At 60.9% G+C, this 14,997-nt stretch carries 13 protein-coding genes, 4 tRNA genes and 2 pseudogenes; 13 read left to right on the top strand and 6 right to left on the bottom strand.

The genetic code is table 11. From position 1 onward, the window contains the following. Window positions 1-74: 74 nt before the first annotated feature. The 3 genes from xopAW to AB4N42_RS23920 all read right to left on the bottom strand — a co-directional run bounded on the left by xopAW (window position 75) and on the right by AB4N42_RS23920 (window position 2,746). Complete coding sequence (gene xopAW / locus AB4N42_RS23930; protein ID WP_431145808.1) at window positions 75-803, bottom strand: XopAW family type III secretion system calcium-binding effector; 729 nt, start codon at window positions 801-803, stop codon at window positions 75-77. 147 nt (window positions 804-950) lie between these two features. After that, window positions 951-1,988 (bottom strand): sensor histidine kinase, encoded by a 1,038-nt coding sequence (locus AB4N42_RS23925; RefSeq protein WP_460115454.1) that lies wholly within the window; start codon window positions 1,986-1,988, stop codon window positions 951-953. Next, complete coding sequence (locus AB4N42_RS23920) at window positions 1,988-2,746, bottom strand: response regulator (protein WP_198798372.1); 759 nt, start codon at window positions 2,744-2,746, stop codon at window positions 1,988-1,990. Before AB4N42_RS23920 ends, AB4N42_RS23925 begins: the two co-directional genes overlap by 1 nt. 274 nt (window positions 2,747-3,020) lie before the next feature. On the opposite strand from AB4N42_RS23920, the gene pyrF reads away from it, so the two are divergent. After that, complete coding sequence (pyrF, locus tag AB4N42_RS23915; protein ID WP_160893102.1) at window positions 3,021-3,719, top strand: orotidine-5'-phosphate decarboxylase; 699 nt, start codon at window positions 3,021-3,023, stop codon at window positions 3,717-3,719. Between the two features lie 153 nt (window positions 3,720-3,872). On the opposite strand, the gene AB4N42_RS23910 is transcribed toward pyrF, so the two are convergent. After that, a complete protein-coding gene (locus AB4N42_RS23910) occupies window positions 3,873-4,877 on the bottom strand; it encodes an NADP-dependent oxidoreductase (protein ID WP_198798370.1) in 1,005 nt (334 codons plus the stop codon). A gap of 224 nt (window positions 4,878-5,101) precedes the next feature. Between AB4N42_RS23910 and AB4N42_RS23905 the strand changes: the two genes are divergently transcribed. The 4 genes and pseudogenes from AB4N42_RS23905 to AB4N42_RS23890 all read left to right on the top strand — a co-directional run bounded on the left by AB4N42_RS23905 (window position 5,102) and on the right by AB4N42_RS23890 (window position 9,544). Beyond that, entirely contained in the window at window positions 5,102-5,863 is a 762-nt protein-coding gene (locus tag AB4N42_RS23905) for an SDR family oxidoreductase (RefSeq protein WP_198798369.1), read from the top strand. 207 nt (window positions 5,864-6,070) lie between these two features. Further along, window positions 6,071-7,466, top strand: a pseudogene (locus tag AB4N42_RS23900) (aminotransferase-like domain-containing protein). A gap of 110 nt (window positions 7,467-7,576) precedes the next feature. Continuing rightward, window positions 7,577-8,683, top strand: a pseudogene (locus tag AB4N42_RS23895) (HAMP domain-containing protein); the annotation flags it as partial. Further along, the gene (locus tag AB4N42_RS23890) at window positions 8,663-9,544 is read left to right on the top strand and encodes a methyl-accepting chemotaxis protein (RefSeq protein WP_431147395.1); all 882 of its coding nucleotides are present in this window, start codon (window positions 8,663-8,665) and stop codon (window positions 9,542-9,544) included. The pseudogene AB4N42_RS23895 and the gene AB4N42_RS23890, both read left to right, overlap by 21 nt. A gap of 276 nt (window positions 9,545-9,820) precedes the next feature. Here the strand turns inward: AB4N42_RS23890 and AB4N42_RS23885 are convergent, their stop codons facing one another. After that, window positions 9,821-10,579 (bottom strand): hypothetical protein, encoded by a 759-nt coding sequence (locus AB4N42_RS23885; RefSeq protein ID WP_030138365.1) that lies wholly within the window; start codon window positions 10,577-10,579, stop codon window positions 9,821-9,823. A gap of 369 nt (window positions 10,580-10,948) precedes the next feature. Here AB4N42_RS23885 and AB4N42_RS23880 point away from each other — a divergent pair. From AB4N42_RS23880 to AB4N42_RS23865, 4 genes are all read left to right on the top strand, one after another. Continuing rightward, window positions 10,949-11,024 (top strand) — tRNA-Glu (locus AB4N42_RS23880). A 2-nt stretch (window positions 11,025-11,026) separates the two neighbouring features. Next, window positions 11,027-11,102: transfer RNA gene (locus tag AB4N42_RS23875), tRNA-Gly, on the top strand. A gap of 104 nt (window positions 11,103-11,206) precedes the next feature. Next, window positions 11,207-11,282 (top strand) — tRNA-Glu (locus AB4N42_RS23870). 3 nt (window positions 11,283-11,285) lie between these two features. Further along, a tRNA-Gly gene (locus AB4N42_RS23865) sits at window positions 11,286-11,361 on the top strand. A 57-nt stretch (window positions 11,362-11,418) separates the two neighbouring features. On the opposite strand, the gene AB4N42_RS23860 is transcribed toward AB4N42_RS23865, so the two are convergent. Further along, the gene (locus AB4N42_RS23860; protein ID WP_460115453.1) at window positions 11,419-12,279 is read right to left on the bottom strand and encodes a response regulator transcription factor; all 861 of its coding nucleotides are present in this window, start codon (window positions 12,277-12,279) and stop codon (window positions 11,419-11,421) included. A gap of 300 nt (window positions 12,280-12,579) precedes the next feature. Between AB4N42_RS23860 and AB4N42_RS23855 the strand changes: the two genes are divergently transcribed. The 4 genes from AB4N42_RS23855 (at window position 12,580) to AB4N42_RS23840 (ending at window position 14,984) form a co-directional block, all read left to right on the top strand. Beyond that, window positions 12,580-12,771: a Flp family type IVb pilin gene (locus tag AB4N42_RS23855; protein WP_030138367.1), complete on the top strand. Its 192-nt coding sequence runs from the start codon at window positions 12,580-12,582 to the stop codon at window positions 12,769-12,771. A gap of 132 nt (window positions 12,772-12,903) precedes the next feature. Further along, the gene (locus AB4N42_RS23850; RefSeq protein ID WP_030138368.1) at window positions 12,904-13,095 is read left to right on the top strand and encodes a Flp family type IVb pilin; all 192 of its coding nucleotides are present in this window, start codon (window positions 12,904-12,906) and stop codon (window positions 13,093-13,095) included. Between the two features lie 27 nt (window positions 13,096-13,122). Next, complete coding sequence (locus AB4N42_RS23845; protein WP_030138369.1) at window positions 13,123-13,653, top strand: A24 family peptidase; 531 nt, start codon at window positions 13,123-13,125, stop codon at window positions 13,651-13,653. A gap of 2 nt (window positions 13,654-13,655) precedes the next feature. Next, entirely contained in the window at window positions 13,656-14,984 is a 1,329-nt protein-coding gene (locus AB4N42_RS23840) for a P-loop NTPase family protein (protein ID WP_198798365.1), read from the top strand. The last annotated feature ends 13 nt before the right edge of the window (window positions 14,985-14,997 follow it).

Here is a 14,997-nt window from a genome sequence, read left to right as displayed (position 1 = left end):
AGCTCCTACGGTCCAGCGGGAGCAACCTCCCTCGCCACGAAAGCTGGCCAGCCTGGCCCCGGCTGGCCGGCGAATCAGGTCGCCACGTTCAGGTGTTTGCCCACGGTGGCGACGTTAGCCAGCGAATACTGCCGGCTGAGGTTGGCAATCATTTTGTCCAACGCCTGGCTGGCATCGATGCGCTCGGAGGCGCTGTCGTTTCGGCGTCCGGCCTGCAAGGCGCTGTCCAGTTCGCTGGCGCTGATGCTGGCGTCGCCATCGGTGTCGAGCTGGCTGAACAGCGTTTCACTGGAGGACTGCTGGGAGGGCGGGGGCGGTGCGAGGCTGGCGGTGAGCTCGTCGAGGCTGACTGTGCCGTCTTCATTCGCGTCCAGGGCAGAGAACACCTGGTCGCTGTCGGCGCTGCTGCCGGCGCTGGCGAGGCCGCTGCTCAGCTCGTCGCTGCTGATCACGCCATCGCCATCGGCGTCCAGGGCACTGAGCAACGCGTCAGCCAGTTCGGTATCCGGCGCCTGGTCCCGTGGCGGCGGGGGAGGCGGCGCCATAGCGGCCATTTCTTCACCGCTCAGGTCACCGCTGCCGTCACTATCCAGGTCAGCAAAGTTGTCGCTCAGGCTGACGAGAATGCCGTCGCCGCTTTTTTGCGACAGGGCCGTGCTCAACTCATCCTGATCGACCGAGCCGTCGCCATTGGTGTCGAGCTTGTCGAGCAATTGTTTTTGAAATTGTTGGCTGCGGGCATTGCTGGTCACGGTATTGCTGGTGCTGCTGTAGGTCGAGTAACCGCTGATGCTGCCGATCATGGGCATGCTCCTTGAGGTGTGATGACCGGTGGGTGCACCGGTTCATGCAGCCTCGACGGGGCAGTTGTCGTGGGTGTTTCGAGTGTGTACCGAGGAACATACACAGCAATCCAACAATGCCGAATCCCACAGGGGAATCGAAGGGACTCAGAGGCGAGGCAAGCTGATCACCGCCGTCAATCCACCCCCCGGCGTTTCTTCCAGGCTCAAGTGCCCGCCCAGGCGCTCGGCGGCCTCCCTGGCGATGGTCATGCCCAGGCCGACGCCACCGGAGTTACGGTTGCGCGAGCCCTCCAGGCGAAAGAATGGCTCGAATACCGCTTCGCGTTTGTCCGCCGCGATGCCGGGGCCATGGTCAATCACCCGGATCAGCAATTGGTCCTGTTGATCTTCCAGAACAATCGACGCGTCGCCCGCGTAGCGCAGGGCGTTGTCGATGAGGTTGTTAAGGCACGAACGCAGGGCCATCGGTTGCACCTGCATAGGCCCACAGGTGCCGCTGGCCTGCACGTTGGCGCCCTGGTCCTGGGCGTTTTCGCTCAATGACTCCACCAGGGCCTGCACGTCCATCCACTGCAACGCCTCGCTGGTGCGTTGTTCGTGCAGATAAGTCAGTGTCGCGTCGAGCATGCCGATCATATCGTCCAGGTCCTGGCGCATCTGATCCTGCAACCGGGTGTCGTTGATCTGCTCCAGGCGCAGCTTGAGCCGCGACAGCGGGGTGCGCAGATCATGGGATACAGCCCCCAGCATGCGCGAGCGCTGCTGCACCTGCTCGCGGATCCGCCGTTGCATCAGGTTGAAGGTATGGGCGGCCTGGCGGGCCTCACGCGGACCGTTTTCCTCCAGTGGCGGACTATCGAGGTCCTCGCTCAGCCGTTCGGCGGCGTCGCTCAGGCGTTGGATCGGCCGGGTCAACAGCTTGGCGCCGTACCAGGCGGCGACAATCAGGAACACGAACTGAAACGTCAGCGGTACCACGGGGCCGCCGAACCAGGGGCGTTGGCCCGGTGGCGGGCTGGAGCGCGGGGGACCTGCGGTTTGATGGGAGAACGCCGGGGGCGGCCCAGGAGGTGGCTTGTCGTAATGAAAGAACCAGGCAAAGGCCAACAGATGCGCCAGGATGATCGCCAGCAGCAGCACGCCGAACAGGCGGCCGAACAGGGAGTCGAAGCGCAGGCGCATCAGCCGATATCCCGCGCGTCGAACAGGTAGCCTTCACCGCGCACGGTCTTGATCAATTGCGGGGCCTTCGGATCGTCACCCAGTTTCTGGCGCAAGCGCGAGACCAAAAGGTCGATGCTGCGGTCGAAGGCCTCGATGGAACGACCGCGCGCGGCGTCCAGCAATTGTTCACGGCTGAGCACACGGCGCGGTCGCTCGATGAACACCCACAGCAGGCGGAATTCGGCGTTGGACAGGGGCACTACCAATCCAGTGGGGGAGACCAGCTGGCGCAGCACGCTGTTGAGTCGCCAGTTATCGAAGCGAATGTTGGCGCGCTGCTCGCTGCGGTCATCGCGCACGCGGCGCAGGATGGTCTGGATTCGCGCCACCAATTCCCTGGGTTCGAAGGGCTTGGCCATGTAGTCATCGGCGCCCAGTTCCAGGCCGATGATGCGGTCGGTGGGCTCGCAGCGGGCCGTCAGCATCAGGATGGGGATATCCGACTCGGCCCGCAGCCAGCGGCACAATTGCAGACCGTCTTCGCCTGGCAACATCAGGTCCAGCACGACCACGTCGAAATGCTCGGCCTGCATCGCCTGGCGCATGGCCGCGCCATCGGTCACGCCACTGGCGCGAATGCCGAAGCGGGCGAGGTAGTCGATCAGCAACTCGCGGATCGGTACGTCGTCATCGACGATCAGGGCGCGGGTGGTCCAGCGCCGATCATCGTCAGGCACTTTCTGATCGCCAGCATTTGCAATGGGGGTGTTCTGCATGGGTGCGTCATCTGCCAGTTGGGTTGCCAACCGCATGGAGGGCGGCGAGGGCGTGGTTTGAGCATAAGCTTCGGACGGTGGGCCGTGAAGCGCTGGAATAACCGGTTGCGGCGGCGCAGGGTAGCGTCCTGCCGTATTGTGCGCGTGTCATGAATGTATCGGCTGCGACACAAACGGGAGCAGGGCGATTGATGATTTACCGATCATCGGGTCCCGCAAGGGCGCTGGTTCCGCTACAATGCGCGCCGATTTCGACTTGCCTGAGAGCCCGCTCATGTCCGCCTGCCAGACGCCTATCATCGTCGCCCTGGATTTCCCTACCCGTGACGCCGCCCTGAAGCTGGCCGACCAGTTGGACCCCAAGCTGTGCCGGGTCAAAGTCGGCAAGGAACTGTTCACCAGTTGCGCTTCGGAAATTGTCGGGACCCTGCGCGACAAGGGGTTCGAAGTGTTCCTGGACCTTAAATTCCATGACATCCCCAACACCACCGCCATGGCCGTCAAGGCGGCTGCGGAGATGGGCGTGTGGATGGTCAACGTGCATTGTTCCGGCGGCCTGCGCATGATGGCGGCCTGCCGTGAAGTGCTGGACCAGCGCAGCGGCCCGAAACCGCTGCTGATCGGCGTGACCGTGCTGACCAGCATGGAGCGCGAGGATCTGGCGGGGATTGGCCTGGACATCGAGCCTCAGGAGCAAGTGCTGCGTCTGGCGGCGCTGGCACAAAAGGCTGGCCTGGACGGCTTGGTCTGCTCGGCGCTGGAAGCCAGTGCCCTGAAAGCGGCGCACCCATCGCTGCAACTGGTGACACCGGGGATTCGTCCGGCGGGCAGCGCCCAGGACGACCAGCGGCGCATCCTGACTCCGCGCCAGGCGCTGGACGCGGGCTCCGATTACCTGGTAATCGGCCGTCCGATCAGCCAGGCTGCCGACCCGGCCAAGGCGTTGGCAGCGGTCGTGGCCGAACTGGCCTGACCGAGACGCTGTAAAACGTGTGGGAGCGAGCTTGCTCGCGATAGCGGTATCTCAGTCGATTCAAACGTGACTGATGAACCGCCATCGCGAGCAAGCTCGCTCCCACAGTTGTTTTATGTCAGGCCGTGGCATCAGCACTCACAGTGATGTGTGTCAGACCTTGAGCACGAGCTTCCCGAAATTCTCCCCACTGAATAATTTGGTCAGCGTCTCGGGGAACGTCTCCAGCCCTTCGACAATATCTTCCTTGCTCTTGAGCTGCCCCTTGGCCATCCACCCGGCCATTTCCTGCCCGGCGGCGGCGAACTGCGAGGCGTAGTCCATGACCACGAAACCTTCCATGCGCGCGCGGTTGACCAGCAGCGACAGGTAGTTGGCCGGGCCCTTCACCGCTTCCTTGTTGTTGTATTGGCTGATGGCGCCGCAGATCACCACGCGGGCCTTGAGATTCAGGCGGCTGAGCACGGCATCGAGGATATCGCCGCCGACGTTGTCGAAATACACGTCCACGCCTTTGGGGCACTCGCGCTTGAGACCGGCATGGACGTCTTCATGCTTGTAGTCGATGGCCCCGTCGAAGCCCAGCTCCTCGACCAGGAACTTGCATTTGTCGGCACCACCGGCGATGCCGACCACGCGGCAGCCCTTGAGCTTGGCAATCTGCCCGGCAATGCTGCCCACGGCACCGGCGGCGCCTGAAAGCACGACGGTTTCGCCAGCCTTGGGCGCGCCGACATCCAACAGGGCGAAATAAGCGGTCATGCCGGTCATGCCCAGTGCTGATAAATAACGTGGCAGCGGCGCCAGTTTTGGATCGACCTTGTAGAAACCTCGTGGCTCGCCGAGGAAATAATCCTGCACGCCCAGGGCGCCATTGACGTAGTCCCCCACCGCAAACCCCGGGTTATTCGACGCAATCACCTGACCGACGCCCAATGCCCGCATGACTTCGCCGATACCGACCGGTGGGATGTAGGACTTGCCTTCGTTCATCCAGCCGCGCATCGCCGGGTCGAGGGACAGGTACTCGTTCTTGACCAGGATCTGGCCCGCCGCCGGTTCGCCAACCGGGACTTGTTGATACGTGAACGTCTCGCGGGTCGCGGCACCCACCGGGCGTTTGGCGAGCAGGAATTGGCGGTTGGTCTGGGCGGTCATGACAGGCACTCAAGATGAATGAAGCCTTGTTGATAGACCTTCGACGCGCTTACCGCAAGGTTTGCCGATCCAGCGAATGCAGGTTGATCCAAGCCAGTGATGGTGTGGTGGGTGGTGTTATCACGGGCGTTCATGCAGCGCCAACCGGCCACTGGATAGTGCTGCCGTGCCGTTGCGGTCGGTGGCTATAGTGCGGCGGTCAGTAATTCTTCGAGGCAGTGACAATGAGCATGACGTTTTCCGGGGAAGTTGCCGTGGTGACGGGCGGCGCGGCGGGTATTGGCCGCGCCACGGCCCAGGCGTTCGCGGCGCAGGGGCTCAAGGTCGTCGTTGCCGACCTGGACGTGGCGGGCGGCGAGGGGACGGTCCAGTCTATTCGCGACGTCGGTGGCGACGCCGTATTCGTGCGCTGCAACGTGACGCTCGACGGTGACGTGCAAAACCTGATGAATGAAGTGATCAACACCTACGGGCGCCTCGACTACGCCTTCAACAACGCCGGCATCGAGATAGAGAAGGGCAAGCTGCCGGACGGCACCCTTGATGAGTTCGACGCGATCATGGGGGTCAACGTCAAAGGGGTCTGGCTGTGCATGAAGTACCAGTTGCCATTGCTACTGGCCCAGGGCGGCGGTGCCATCGTCAACACGGCCTCGGTGGCGGGGCTTGGGGCGGCACCGAAGATGAGCATCTACGCAGCGTCCAAGCATGCGGTGATTGGCCTGACAAAGTCGGCGGCCATTGAATATGCCAAGAAGAAAATCCGCGTCAACGCAGTGTGTCCGGCGGTGATCGACACCGATATGTTCCGTCGGGCCTATGAAGCGGACCCGAAAAAAGCCGATTTCGCCAACGCAATGCACCCGGTCGGGCGTATCGGCAAGGTTGAGGAGATCGCCAGCGCGGTGCTGTATTTGTGCAGCGATGGCGCGGCGTTTACCACCGGGCATTCATTGGCGGTGGACGGCGGCGTTACGGCGTTCTGACGGAAGCGGCTGCGATATTTTGTAGGACGAAGCCCGCATTGACTGCGGGCTTTTCCTTCCGTCTGTGAAGGTTCCCTTGCTTGAGCCATCAATGTATTTCAAGGGATGAGAATGGGGCGTTTTTACAGGGTTGTCATACATCGTCCGGCATCGGCCTGTGCTTAACTGTTTGCGGATTCAAAACAATGCTTAGGAGCTTGATTACTCATGGAGTTGAGAATCGACCGGCAGGCCCTTGTGCCTGTCGTGCAGCAAATCGTCGATGCGCTGGTCAGTTGGGTTCGACAGGATACGGTGCAACCGGGGACGCGCCTGCCATCGGTCCGGCAGTTGGCGCGGGAAAACCTGCTTAGCCAGGCCAGTGTCCACGAAGCGTGTCAGCGCCTGGTCGCCCAGGGTTTGCTGGCGTCTCGTAACGGTTCGAGCTTTTTCGTCACCGCCGCTCTTCCACCCAGGCACGAGTCCGCCGGAAGCGGCGGCCTGCAAGGCGCCCTTTTCGATTCCGACGCGGTAGAAGGTTCGCAGCGGGAGCTGAAGCTGGGCTGTGGCGGGCTGCCCGAAAGTTGGCGAGAAAGCGATGACCTGGGGTACGCGATACGGCAGGTTAGCCGAACCGACATGGCCGGTTTGTTCAACTACAGTACCGCCCTCGGCTTGCCGAGCACTGCGTCAGCAACTGTCCAGGCGGCTTAAGCAGTTCGATATCGAGGCTGATGAAAACCGGATACTGACCACCTCGGGGGCGACCCATGGACTGGACTTGATCGTGCGGACACTATTGCCGCCGGGATGCTGCGTCGTGGTGGAGAGCCCCGGTTATTCGAAACTGTTCGACCTGCTCAGGCTGCACGGGATTGACATGGTCGAACTGCCCAGGACGCCACGGGGGCCTGACGTCGATGCTCTCCAGTGTTTGCTGATGACTCATCGCCCCTGTGCTCTTTTCGTCAACAGTGCCTGCCATAACCCAACCGGCAGCAACCTGGCTCCGACCGTGGCCCAGCGGTTGATGGAGCTGGCGAAAGAGCATGCGTTGCTCGTCATCGAAGACGATGTCTATGCGGATTTCCAGAGTCCAACACGAGCCCGGCTGGCGGCGCTGGACGACGAAGTGATTTATTTGGGCAGTTTCTCGAAAACCCTGAGCAGCTCGCTGCGAGTCGGTTTCGTGGTGGCGTCGCCGCCCATCATCGCGCGCCTGAGCGAAGTCAAGGAAGTGACCAGCATGGGCGCCTCGCGCTTCTGTGAATCGGTGTTGGCCAATCTCCTGGCCAATGGTGCCTACCGCAAACTGGTCCAGCGTCAGCGCCAACGTCTGAATAGTGACATGACGGTGACGCTGCAGGCGCTGGAGGATGCCGACTGGAGCGTTTTCGGTAAGCCGACCGGCGGGCTTTTCATCTGGGCACGTCCACCGTTACGTGACTATGCTGGGTTGCAGCGCCTGGCAGAGCGGTGCGGCATCCGACTGTCGTCGCGCACCGCATTCAGCCCTCTGGGCCTGGACACTGACTGGCTGAGGATCAACGTGGCCTACGCCAGGGATCCCAAGGCCCTGGCGTTCTTCCGCGCTACGGCTCTGGATCGACCTCAAGTGTCCTGAAAACGACGCGGCTGTAGCTTTTTGCCATTATTCCGACGCCAGCATCTTGTGTTGCGGGGCGTCTCGTTGCGAATCTGCAATCAACACACACTGGCAGAGGACTGGGCGCAATGATTTCGGCCGTGCAAGGACGTTTTGCCAACCTCGGTATGGCAAAGAAACTGGGTATCGGGTTTGTCCTGGTGCTGCTGCTCACCGCAGTGGTGGCGGCCATAGGCGTCTGGTCGCTGCAGACCATCAGTTATCGCTTCGATGGCTTGAAGCAGATGTCGTCCCTCAACAGCGGGCTGCTCAAGGTTCGCCTGCTAGAGCAGGAATACGCCTCGCGTTCCGACCCCAAGACAGCCGATGCGTTGCGTCAAGGCGTCGATGGGTTGATTGCGTTGGCGAACGAACTCAAAGGCCAGTCGGCGGCCAATGTGCCGGTGATGAATGACGTTGATCTGGCCCTGGCGGCTTACCGCAAGGCATTTGATGAATTCGTCGAACTGAGCCAGAGCAAGGACCTGGCGCTGGAGATGGCCAGTTGGTCGGTTTCCAGTGTCGCCAACAACCTGGACGTGTTGCAGGCCGGGCTAGCGGATGACGGCGCCTATACCTTGAAGGACTCCGAGGGCAAGGAGGGGGCTGAATTCATCGAGCAGGCCAACCAGGTCAGCGAAGTGTCGCGACTCATGCTGCAGTCGATGAACGAGGCACGGGTTCGCCTGGACCAGAGTCGCAAGGGCAATGACGAGGCTGCCGGGCAAGGCAATATCGAACAGGCCGAGCAGGCCATGAAACTGGCTGAAGCGCTCAAGAGCGCCGTCAAGGATCCCGGCTACCAGACCGTGCTCAACGAAGTGGCCGGGCATATTGGTGGATTCAACCAGCAACTGGCCGAATACACCGGCCTTTTGGCCAAGGAAAAGATCGTCTACCAACAATTGCACGAGCGCGCCGACCAGGTCGTGGCGCGGGTTGACCAGGCGTACACCTCCGAAGACGCCGCCATGCAGGCGGAGCTGAAGAAAAACTCGTTGATGATCATCGGTTCGTCGGCCCTGGCCCTGCTGGTGGGACTGGTTGCAGCCTGGGTCATCACCCGGTTGATCGTCTCGCCGTTGCGCAGTGTCATCCGCGTCGCCCAGCAAATTGCCGCCGGAGACCTGAGCGCTAAAGTCGACGTGACACGCCGGGACGAGATCGGGCAACTGATGCTCGCGATGCAGCAGATGGGGGCGGGCTTGAGCAGCATCGTCAGCGGTTTGCAGGCGGGCATCGAGCAGCTTGCCAGTTCGGCCCAGTCACTGTCCTCCGTGACCGAGCAAACCAACCTGGAAGTCAGCAGCCAGAAAGAGGAAACCGAGCAGGTTGCCACGGCGATGAACCAGATGACCGCCACGGTGCACGACGTGGCCCGCAATGCCGAAGAGGCGGCGCAAGCGGCCCAGACAGCCGATGACAAGGTCGAAACGGGTCAACAAGTGGTGCGCCAGAGCATGGTGCGCATCGAGCAACTGGCCGACTCGGCCACATCGGCCAGCACCAGCATCGAGAGCCTGAGCGCCGAAATACAGAACATCGGCACTGTCTTGAGCGTGATCAAGAGCGTGGCCGAGCAAACCAACCTGCTCGCCCTCAACGCCGCGATCGAGGCGGCTCGGGCAGGTGAGCAGGGTAGGGGATTTGCAGTAGTGGCCGATGAAGTCCGCGCCTTGGCGAGACGCACGCAACAGTCCACCGAAGAAATCGAGCGACTGGTGAGCGCGCTGCGTTCAGCGGCCCAGACCTCCGTACAGCAAATCCAGGCCAGTGGCGAACTGGTGAAAATGGCCGTCAGCGATGCGCTGCAGACCGAAAGCGCACTGGGCAGCATCGCGGCGGCCGTGTCGTTGATCCAACAGATGAACCAGCAAATCGCAGCGGCCGCCGAACAACAGAGCTCAGTGGCTGAAGAAATCAACCGCAGCGTCACCAGCATCCGCGCCAGCGCCGATCAATCGTCCGTGGCCATGCAAGGCAACGCCGCGTCCAGCATTGAATTGGCGCAGTTGGGCGTTGAGTTGAAAGGGATGGTGGGGCATTTCAGGTTGTGAATGGGTGGGCTGCTGCTATCGCGAGCAAGCCCGCCCACAGTAGGGGAAGAGTGTTCAGAGATCCATGTGGGAGCGAGCCTGCTCGCGAAGAGGCCAGTACCCTCAGCCTCTTCATCGACTGCTATAGAGCCTTCGCGAGCAGGCTCGCTCCCACAGGAGATGCGCGGTGCGTCACCAGAGCCAGGTCGGCCCGGAAGCTCTTCAAAAGTGACCCGCTGTAAGAGCGGAACCGCCAGTTGCCGTTACCGAAGAAACGGATATGCACCCAAACCCAACTCAGTCGTAAACCTTCTTCTTCTTCCACTCATCGTTCGCTTCGTCTTCCTTCAACCCTTCAGTCAACTGGTTCACCTCACCCTCTACAGGCTGGGTGCTGGCCAGGACCTGGGCGTTGGCCCGAGCCAGAAGCTTCTCGAGATAGGCCAACTGCTCGGCGTAGACCTGCGGCTCCTGCTGCTTGCGCAAATATTGCACGCCACGCTCGAACGCCAGGCGAGCCTGCCCAGGCTGTTCCTGCTGCAAGGCCTGCTGGCCGAGGTTGTTGAAAAACTCGATGTGCAGCAACACCAGGAGATGCCGCACTTCGCGAATCCAGCGCTTGGCCTCGTTAGGCGGCAGGAATCCGTCCTGGGCGGCGCGGGTGATCTGGCCGTGCAAGGCTTCGAGCAGGAACCGCACATCCTTGGCCTTGGCTTCGGTCTGGATCGGTGCCGGCGGGTTGTTGACCGGAATCGACTCACCCTGGGCGGCCAGCGCAGACAGTTCGTCCAGGCGTGCCTTGACCGCGGCGTTGGATTTGTCGAGATTGAGCAAGCGCTGGCAGACGTTGAGCTCAAGGCGTGTCATCAGCAACTTCAGGGCCGGGGTCATCAACTGGCCAGGGAAGGTTTCGGTGAGCTCGCCACAACGACGCAGGCGGTCGTTGAGTTCAACCTTGGTGCGGGCCTTTTCCAGCTTGTTGTTTTCCACCACATGGTTCATGTAGCCAATGGCGATCAACAGTGCGATCCCGGCTACGACGAGCAGGGTGATCATGAGTGGTGTCACCGGTAAGACCTCTTTATTGGGGTACGCATGTCATGAGTGTAGTGGCTTGGCTTTTATGCGCATAGTTCCACGCCGTGCGATTAGACGGGCGTCATGCTGTTTATGGGTGTGCAACACCATGGATGCACATTGCCACTATTTGCCCGCCGAGACTATAACGTCTTGGCGGGCGACAGAATATAGACGCCAAGGACCGGACGGGTAAAATCCGCAGATCCTCCCAAATTGGGCGAAGTCATTGATTTAAATAAATTTATATCTGGGGGTTGACGACCCTCCAATCCATCCATAGAATGCGCGCCACTTACAGCGTAAAGCACTCAGCCAAACGCGATAAGCAGTGAATGTTGTACGTGTGTCCCCTTCGTCTAGTGGCCTAGGACACCGCCCTTTCACGGCGGTAACAGGGGTTCGAGTCCCCTAGGGGACGCCAATGCGGGAATAGCTCAGTTGGTAGAGCACGACCTTGCCAAGGTCGGGGTCGCGAGTTCGAGTCTCGTTTCCCGCTCCAATTTAAACAGCGTTGCTTTCGGGCAGGGCTGAGTGAAGCCAGAGCCGACATCTTCGGATGCGGATTTGGGCACTGGAATACACACCATGTGTTTCAGTTAGTGTGTCCCCTTCGTCTAGTGGCCTAGGACACCGCCCTTTCACGGCGGTAACAGGGGTTCGAGTCCCCTAGGGGACGCCATTTGCGGGAATAGCTCAGTTGGTAGAGCACGACCTTGCCAAGGTCGGGGTCGCGAGTTCGAGTCTCGTTTCCCGCTCCAAATTCAAGAAAACGCCGCTCATTCGAGCGGCGTTTTTTTATGCGCGTTAAAAATGCTTTAGCCCTCCAGACTGTGCACCAGGCTTTCCAGCGCCTCCTCATCGGCAGGCGGCGGAGCCAGACTGGAGCAGCGCACCTGATAAGCAAGCCGGTACTCGCTGGGCGTACAGTTGGCGTACTGCTTGAAGGCGCGGGCGAAATACGACGGATCCTTGAAGCCGGCCTCGTAGCCAATGCTGGTGATAGGCATCTGGCTGTTGTCGAGCAAGTCCTTGGCAAAGCTCATGCGCTTGTTCAATACGTAATCGGTAAAGCCCAGCCCGTTGGCCTCCTTGAACACCCGGCTGAAGCGAAACGTGGTCATGCCGCAACGCTTGGCGAGGTCGCGCTGGTCGATGCTGTCGCGAAAATGCTGGTCGATGTACAGCATGATGTGGCTGAGGGCCTGGTGTTTCTGGTGCCCGGAGGTCAGGCGGATGCTGTCCGGCAGGGTCGGGGAGTGGTCGATCTGCGAGGTCGAGCCCCGGCCACCGGCCTGGCGGCGCAACTCGCACAACTGTGTCACTGCGGTCAGGTAACGCTTGCGTTCGGTGGTTGCGAGGGGAAGCACCATGTATTCCCAGACGCTTGAGCGCATGGCCCAGACGGCGAGCTCCTCGGAATGTTGCACCGTGAACATGGTGATGGGGATGGCCGGGACCGTGCGCTTGATGTCCAGCAACCGCCTCAGGCCCTGCGTATCCGGGCGATCGAAATGGATGCAGATCATGTCGGCCTGCACGCCACTGAGCAGCAAGGCGTTTTTCGCCACGGCGCAGTCGCACGCTTGCTCGAACTGGCTGATGAGTTCCTGGGTGGAATGATCATGAGTCAGATCAAACCATAACAGCTTTGGCTTGCCAGTCAGATTCGACGCCATAGGACGACTACTCGGTGGTTCTTCCTGCCCGTTAGCTAGCAGTATTGCCAATGTGCTATCAGTTTGCCGAATTAATTTTTATAAGCCGCTCGTTCTTTAGTGCCGGGTCTTTGCGGGTGCCGTTTCAGCGGTCAAAAACCTGGAAATACTGGCAGCCTGGACAATTTCGCGGCTGGCGCAAAAAAATCCTAGCGATGTGCAAAATCCTCCTAACGACAATACCGGCCTCCTGACTAGGGTTGCATCAGGCAGTTCGCAATGTACTGCCTCTTTGAAAACAACCCCGATGAGGTGTGCGAAATGACTCTTCAAACTATCAAGGCTTCGGTACTGAAGTTCGCCAAAGATGAAGATGGCCTGACCATTGTGGAATACGCCGTTGCCGGCGGGTTGATCACCGTGGCCGTGGCCGCGATGTTCGTTTTGCTGGGCGGCGCCGTGAACACCCGGATTACCGCACTGTGCGCCGCCGTCAAGGGCGCTGCCTGCTGACAACCGCTAGGGGTGAGGCCCATCGAAGCGCCGGTTTCAGCTTTATTCGATAAAGCTGTGGAGTACCTGCTTAGTGGGCTTCGCGTTGTTCTTCGCAAGTCGTTTTATTACCGCTGAAGTGAGGTAAATAAGATGAAACTTCAAACAGTCAGAACTTCGATAGCCAAGTTCTTAAATGATGAAGACGGCCTGACCATTGTGGAATACGCGGTGGCCGGTGGCCTGGTAACGGTGGCGGTTGCCGCGATGTTCGTTCTCTTGGGCGGTGAGGTGAACACTCGAATCACTGCCCTCTGTGCCGCGGTTAAAGGCGCTGCCTGCTAACCATAACCACCCTTAGGGAGACGCATCATGTCCATGGAATTGCTGATGTCGACGGTACTGCTGCTAGGACTGCTGGGCGTGGCGGTGGTGAGCGATTTGCGTCGCCACCGCATCCCCAACACGCTGGTCTTGTTGGGCCTGGCCCTGGGATTGGCCAGCCAGGTCTATACCGGCGGGATCGGCGGCCTGGGCGACGGCCTTCTGGGGATGCTGATCTGTTTCGCGCTGTTCCTGCCCATGTACGCCGTCGGTGGCATGGCCGCTGGTGACGTCAAGCTGATGACCATGGTCGGCAGCTTCCTGCCCTTTCATTTCGCACTGTGGGCGGCGCTGTTCAGCCTGATTGCCGGCGGCGTGTGCGGTTTCCTGATTGTCCTGGCCCGTGGCCAGTTGCTCCAGACCTTGCAGCGCTACTGGTTGAGCGTCCGCGCCCAGGCTTATCTGGCGCCGGCGTCGGATGAAGTGGCCGGCAAACCCTTTCCTTATTCGATTGCGATCCTGATCGGCACTTTGAACAGCGTTTACTGGCAGTTGGTTGCCGGTGGCTGGGGAGTCTAGTCATGCACGTCATCAACGATAGCGATGCCTACCCCAGCGAACGGGAAGCCGTGCAACGCCTGGCGCCTCAACCGAGCTCGATTCGCGACACCGGCCTGACTGACAGCTTCCTCGGCGAACTGGTGTGCAAACACCTGCATGACGCCGGCGTGCTGGACATGACGCGGCTGGTGGAACGCCTGGCCCTGACCGGCGCGGTGCTCGAAGAAGTGCTGGCGTTCCTGCGCAAGGACGGGCGGGTCGAAGTCCTTGGCCAGATGGGCCAGTCCGGTGGACAAACGCTGCGCTATGGCCTCACGGAACGCGGCCGCAGTTCCGCCCGCGACGCCTTGGCTCGCAGCGGCTACATCGGCGCCGCGCCGTTTCCGGTCAGCACCTACCGCTCGCTGATCAAGATCCAGACCATCCACCACGGTCGCATCACCGCCAAGGACATGAACCAGGCCCTGGCCGGCATGGTGCTCAGCCAAGGCATGCTCGATCAACTCGGCGTCGCGCTCAATTCCGGCCGGGCGATCATGATCTACGGCCCGGCGGGCACCGGCAAAACCTACGTCAGCAGCCGGTTGATCCGGTTGTTCGCCGAGGCCATCTGGGTGCCTCATGCGATTGTGATCAACGAATCGGTGATCGAGATCTACGACCCGCAGGTGCATCAACGCCTGGATGACAGCAGCCAAACGAACAACCTGATGCTCAACGAAGGCATCGACCGTCGACTGTTGTGCTGCAAACGCCCGATCGTCATCACTGGCGGCGAGTTGAGCATGGAACAGCTGGACGTGCGCTACGACCCGTTTACCCGGCAATACCAGGCGGCCCTGCAACTCAAGGCCAGCAACGGCCTGTTCATCATCGACGACATGGGTCGCCAGCGCATGGCCCCGGCCGAGCTGCTCAATCGCTGGATCGTGCCGATGGAAGAAAAACGCGACTTCATCAACCTGGGCGGCGGGCGCCATTGCGAGCTGCCGTTCGACCTGGTGCTGGTGTTTTCCACCAACCTCAATCCCCTCGAACTGGCGGATGAGGCCTTCCTGCGGCGCATCGGCTACAAGGTCCAGTTCGGTTATCTCAAGCCCGACGAATACGAACGCATCTGGCGCCAGGAGTGTGAACGCCTGGGCATCCCTTATGACCCGCTGCTGGTGCGCTATGTGCTGCAGCGGCTGTATGCAAGCGAAGGCATGCCGCTGGTGCCTTGCCATCCCCGCGACCTGTTGAACATGGCGCTCGACCGCCAGCGTTACCTGGGCGGTTCCGGGCCCCTGTTGCCGCAAGAGCTGGAATGGGCCTGGCACAACTACTTCGTTCAGCTCGACTTCCTTTGATCTGGAGATACCG

This window comes from Pseudomonas sp. H2_D02 (assembly GCF_054677635.1).
Note: the sequence above shows the minus strand (reverse complement) of the source record. Positions and strands in the feature narration are given on the sequence as shown.

Coding starts and splice junctions, on each gene's coding strand:
- AB4N42_RS23850 (WP_030138368.1), top strand. CDS start 12,904: ATGAAACTTCAAACAGTCAGAACTTCGATAGCCAAGTTCTTAAATGAT.
- AB4N42_RS23890 (WP_431147395.1), top strand. CDS start 8,663: ATGCTCGCGATGCAGCAGATGGGGGCGGGCTTGAGCAGCATCGTCAGC.
- AB4N42_RS23845 (WP_030138369.1), top strand. CDS start 13,123: ATGTCCATGGAATTGCTGATGTCGACGGTACTGCTGCTAGGACTGCTG.
- AB4N42_RS23905 (WP_198798369.1), top strand. CDS start 5,102: ATGAGCATGACGTTTTCCGGGGAAGTTGCCGTGGTGACGGGCGGCGCG.
- xopAW (WP_431145808.1), bottom strand. CDS start 803: ATGATCGGCAGCATCAGCGGTTACTCGACCTACAGCAGCACCAGCAAT.
- AB4N42_RS23925 (WP_460115454.1), bottom strand. CDS start 1,988: ATGCGCCTGCGCTTCGACTCCCTGTTCGGCCGCCTGTTCGGCGTGCTG.
- AB4N42_RS23885 (WP_030138365.1), bottom strand. CDS start 10,579: ATGATCACCCTGCTCGTCGTAGCCGGGATCGCACTGTTGATCGCCATT.
- AB4N42_RS23920 (WP_198798372.1), bottom strand. CDS start 2,746: ATGCAGAACACCCCCATTGCAAATGCTGGCGATCAGAAAGTGCCTGAC.
- AB4N42_RS23855 (WP_030138367.1), top strand. CDS start 12,580: ATGACTCTTCAAACTATCAAGGCTTCGGTACTGAAGTTCGCCAAAGAT.
- AB4N42_RS23840 (WP_198798365.1), top strand. CDS start 13,656: ATGCACGTCATCAACGATAGCGATGCCTACCCCAGCGAACGGGAAGCC.
- AB4N42_RS23860 (WP_460115453.1), bottom strand. CDS start 12,279: ATGGCGTCGAATCTGACTGGCAAGCCAAAGCTGTTATGGTTTGATCTG.
- AB4N42_RS23910 (WP_198798370.1), bottom strand. CDS start 4,877: ATGACCGCCCAGACCAACCGCCAATTCCTGCTCGCCAAACGCCCGGTG.
- pyrF (WP_160893102.1), top strand. CDS start 3,021: ATGTCCGCCTGCCAGACGCCTATCATCGTCGCCCTGGATTTCCCTACC.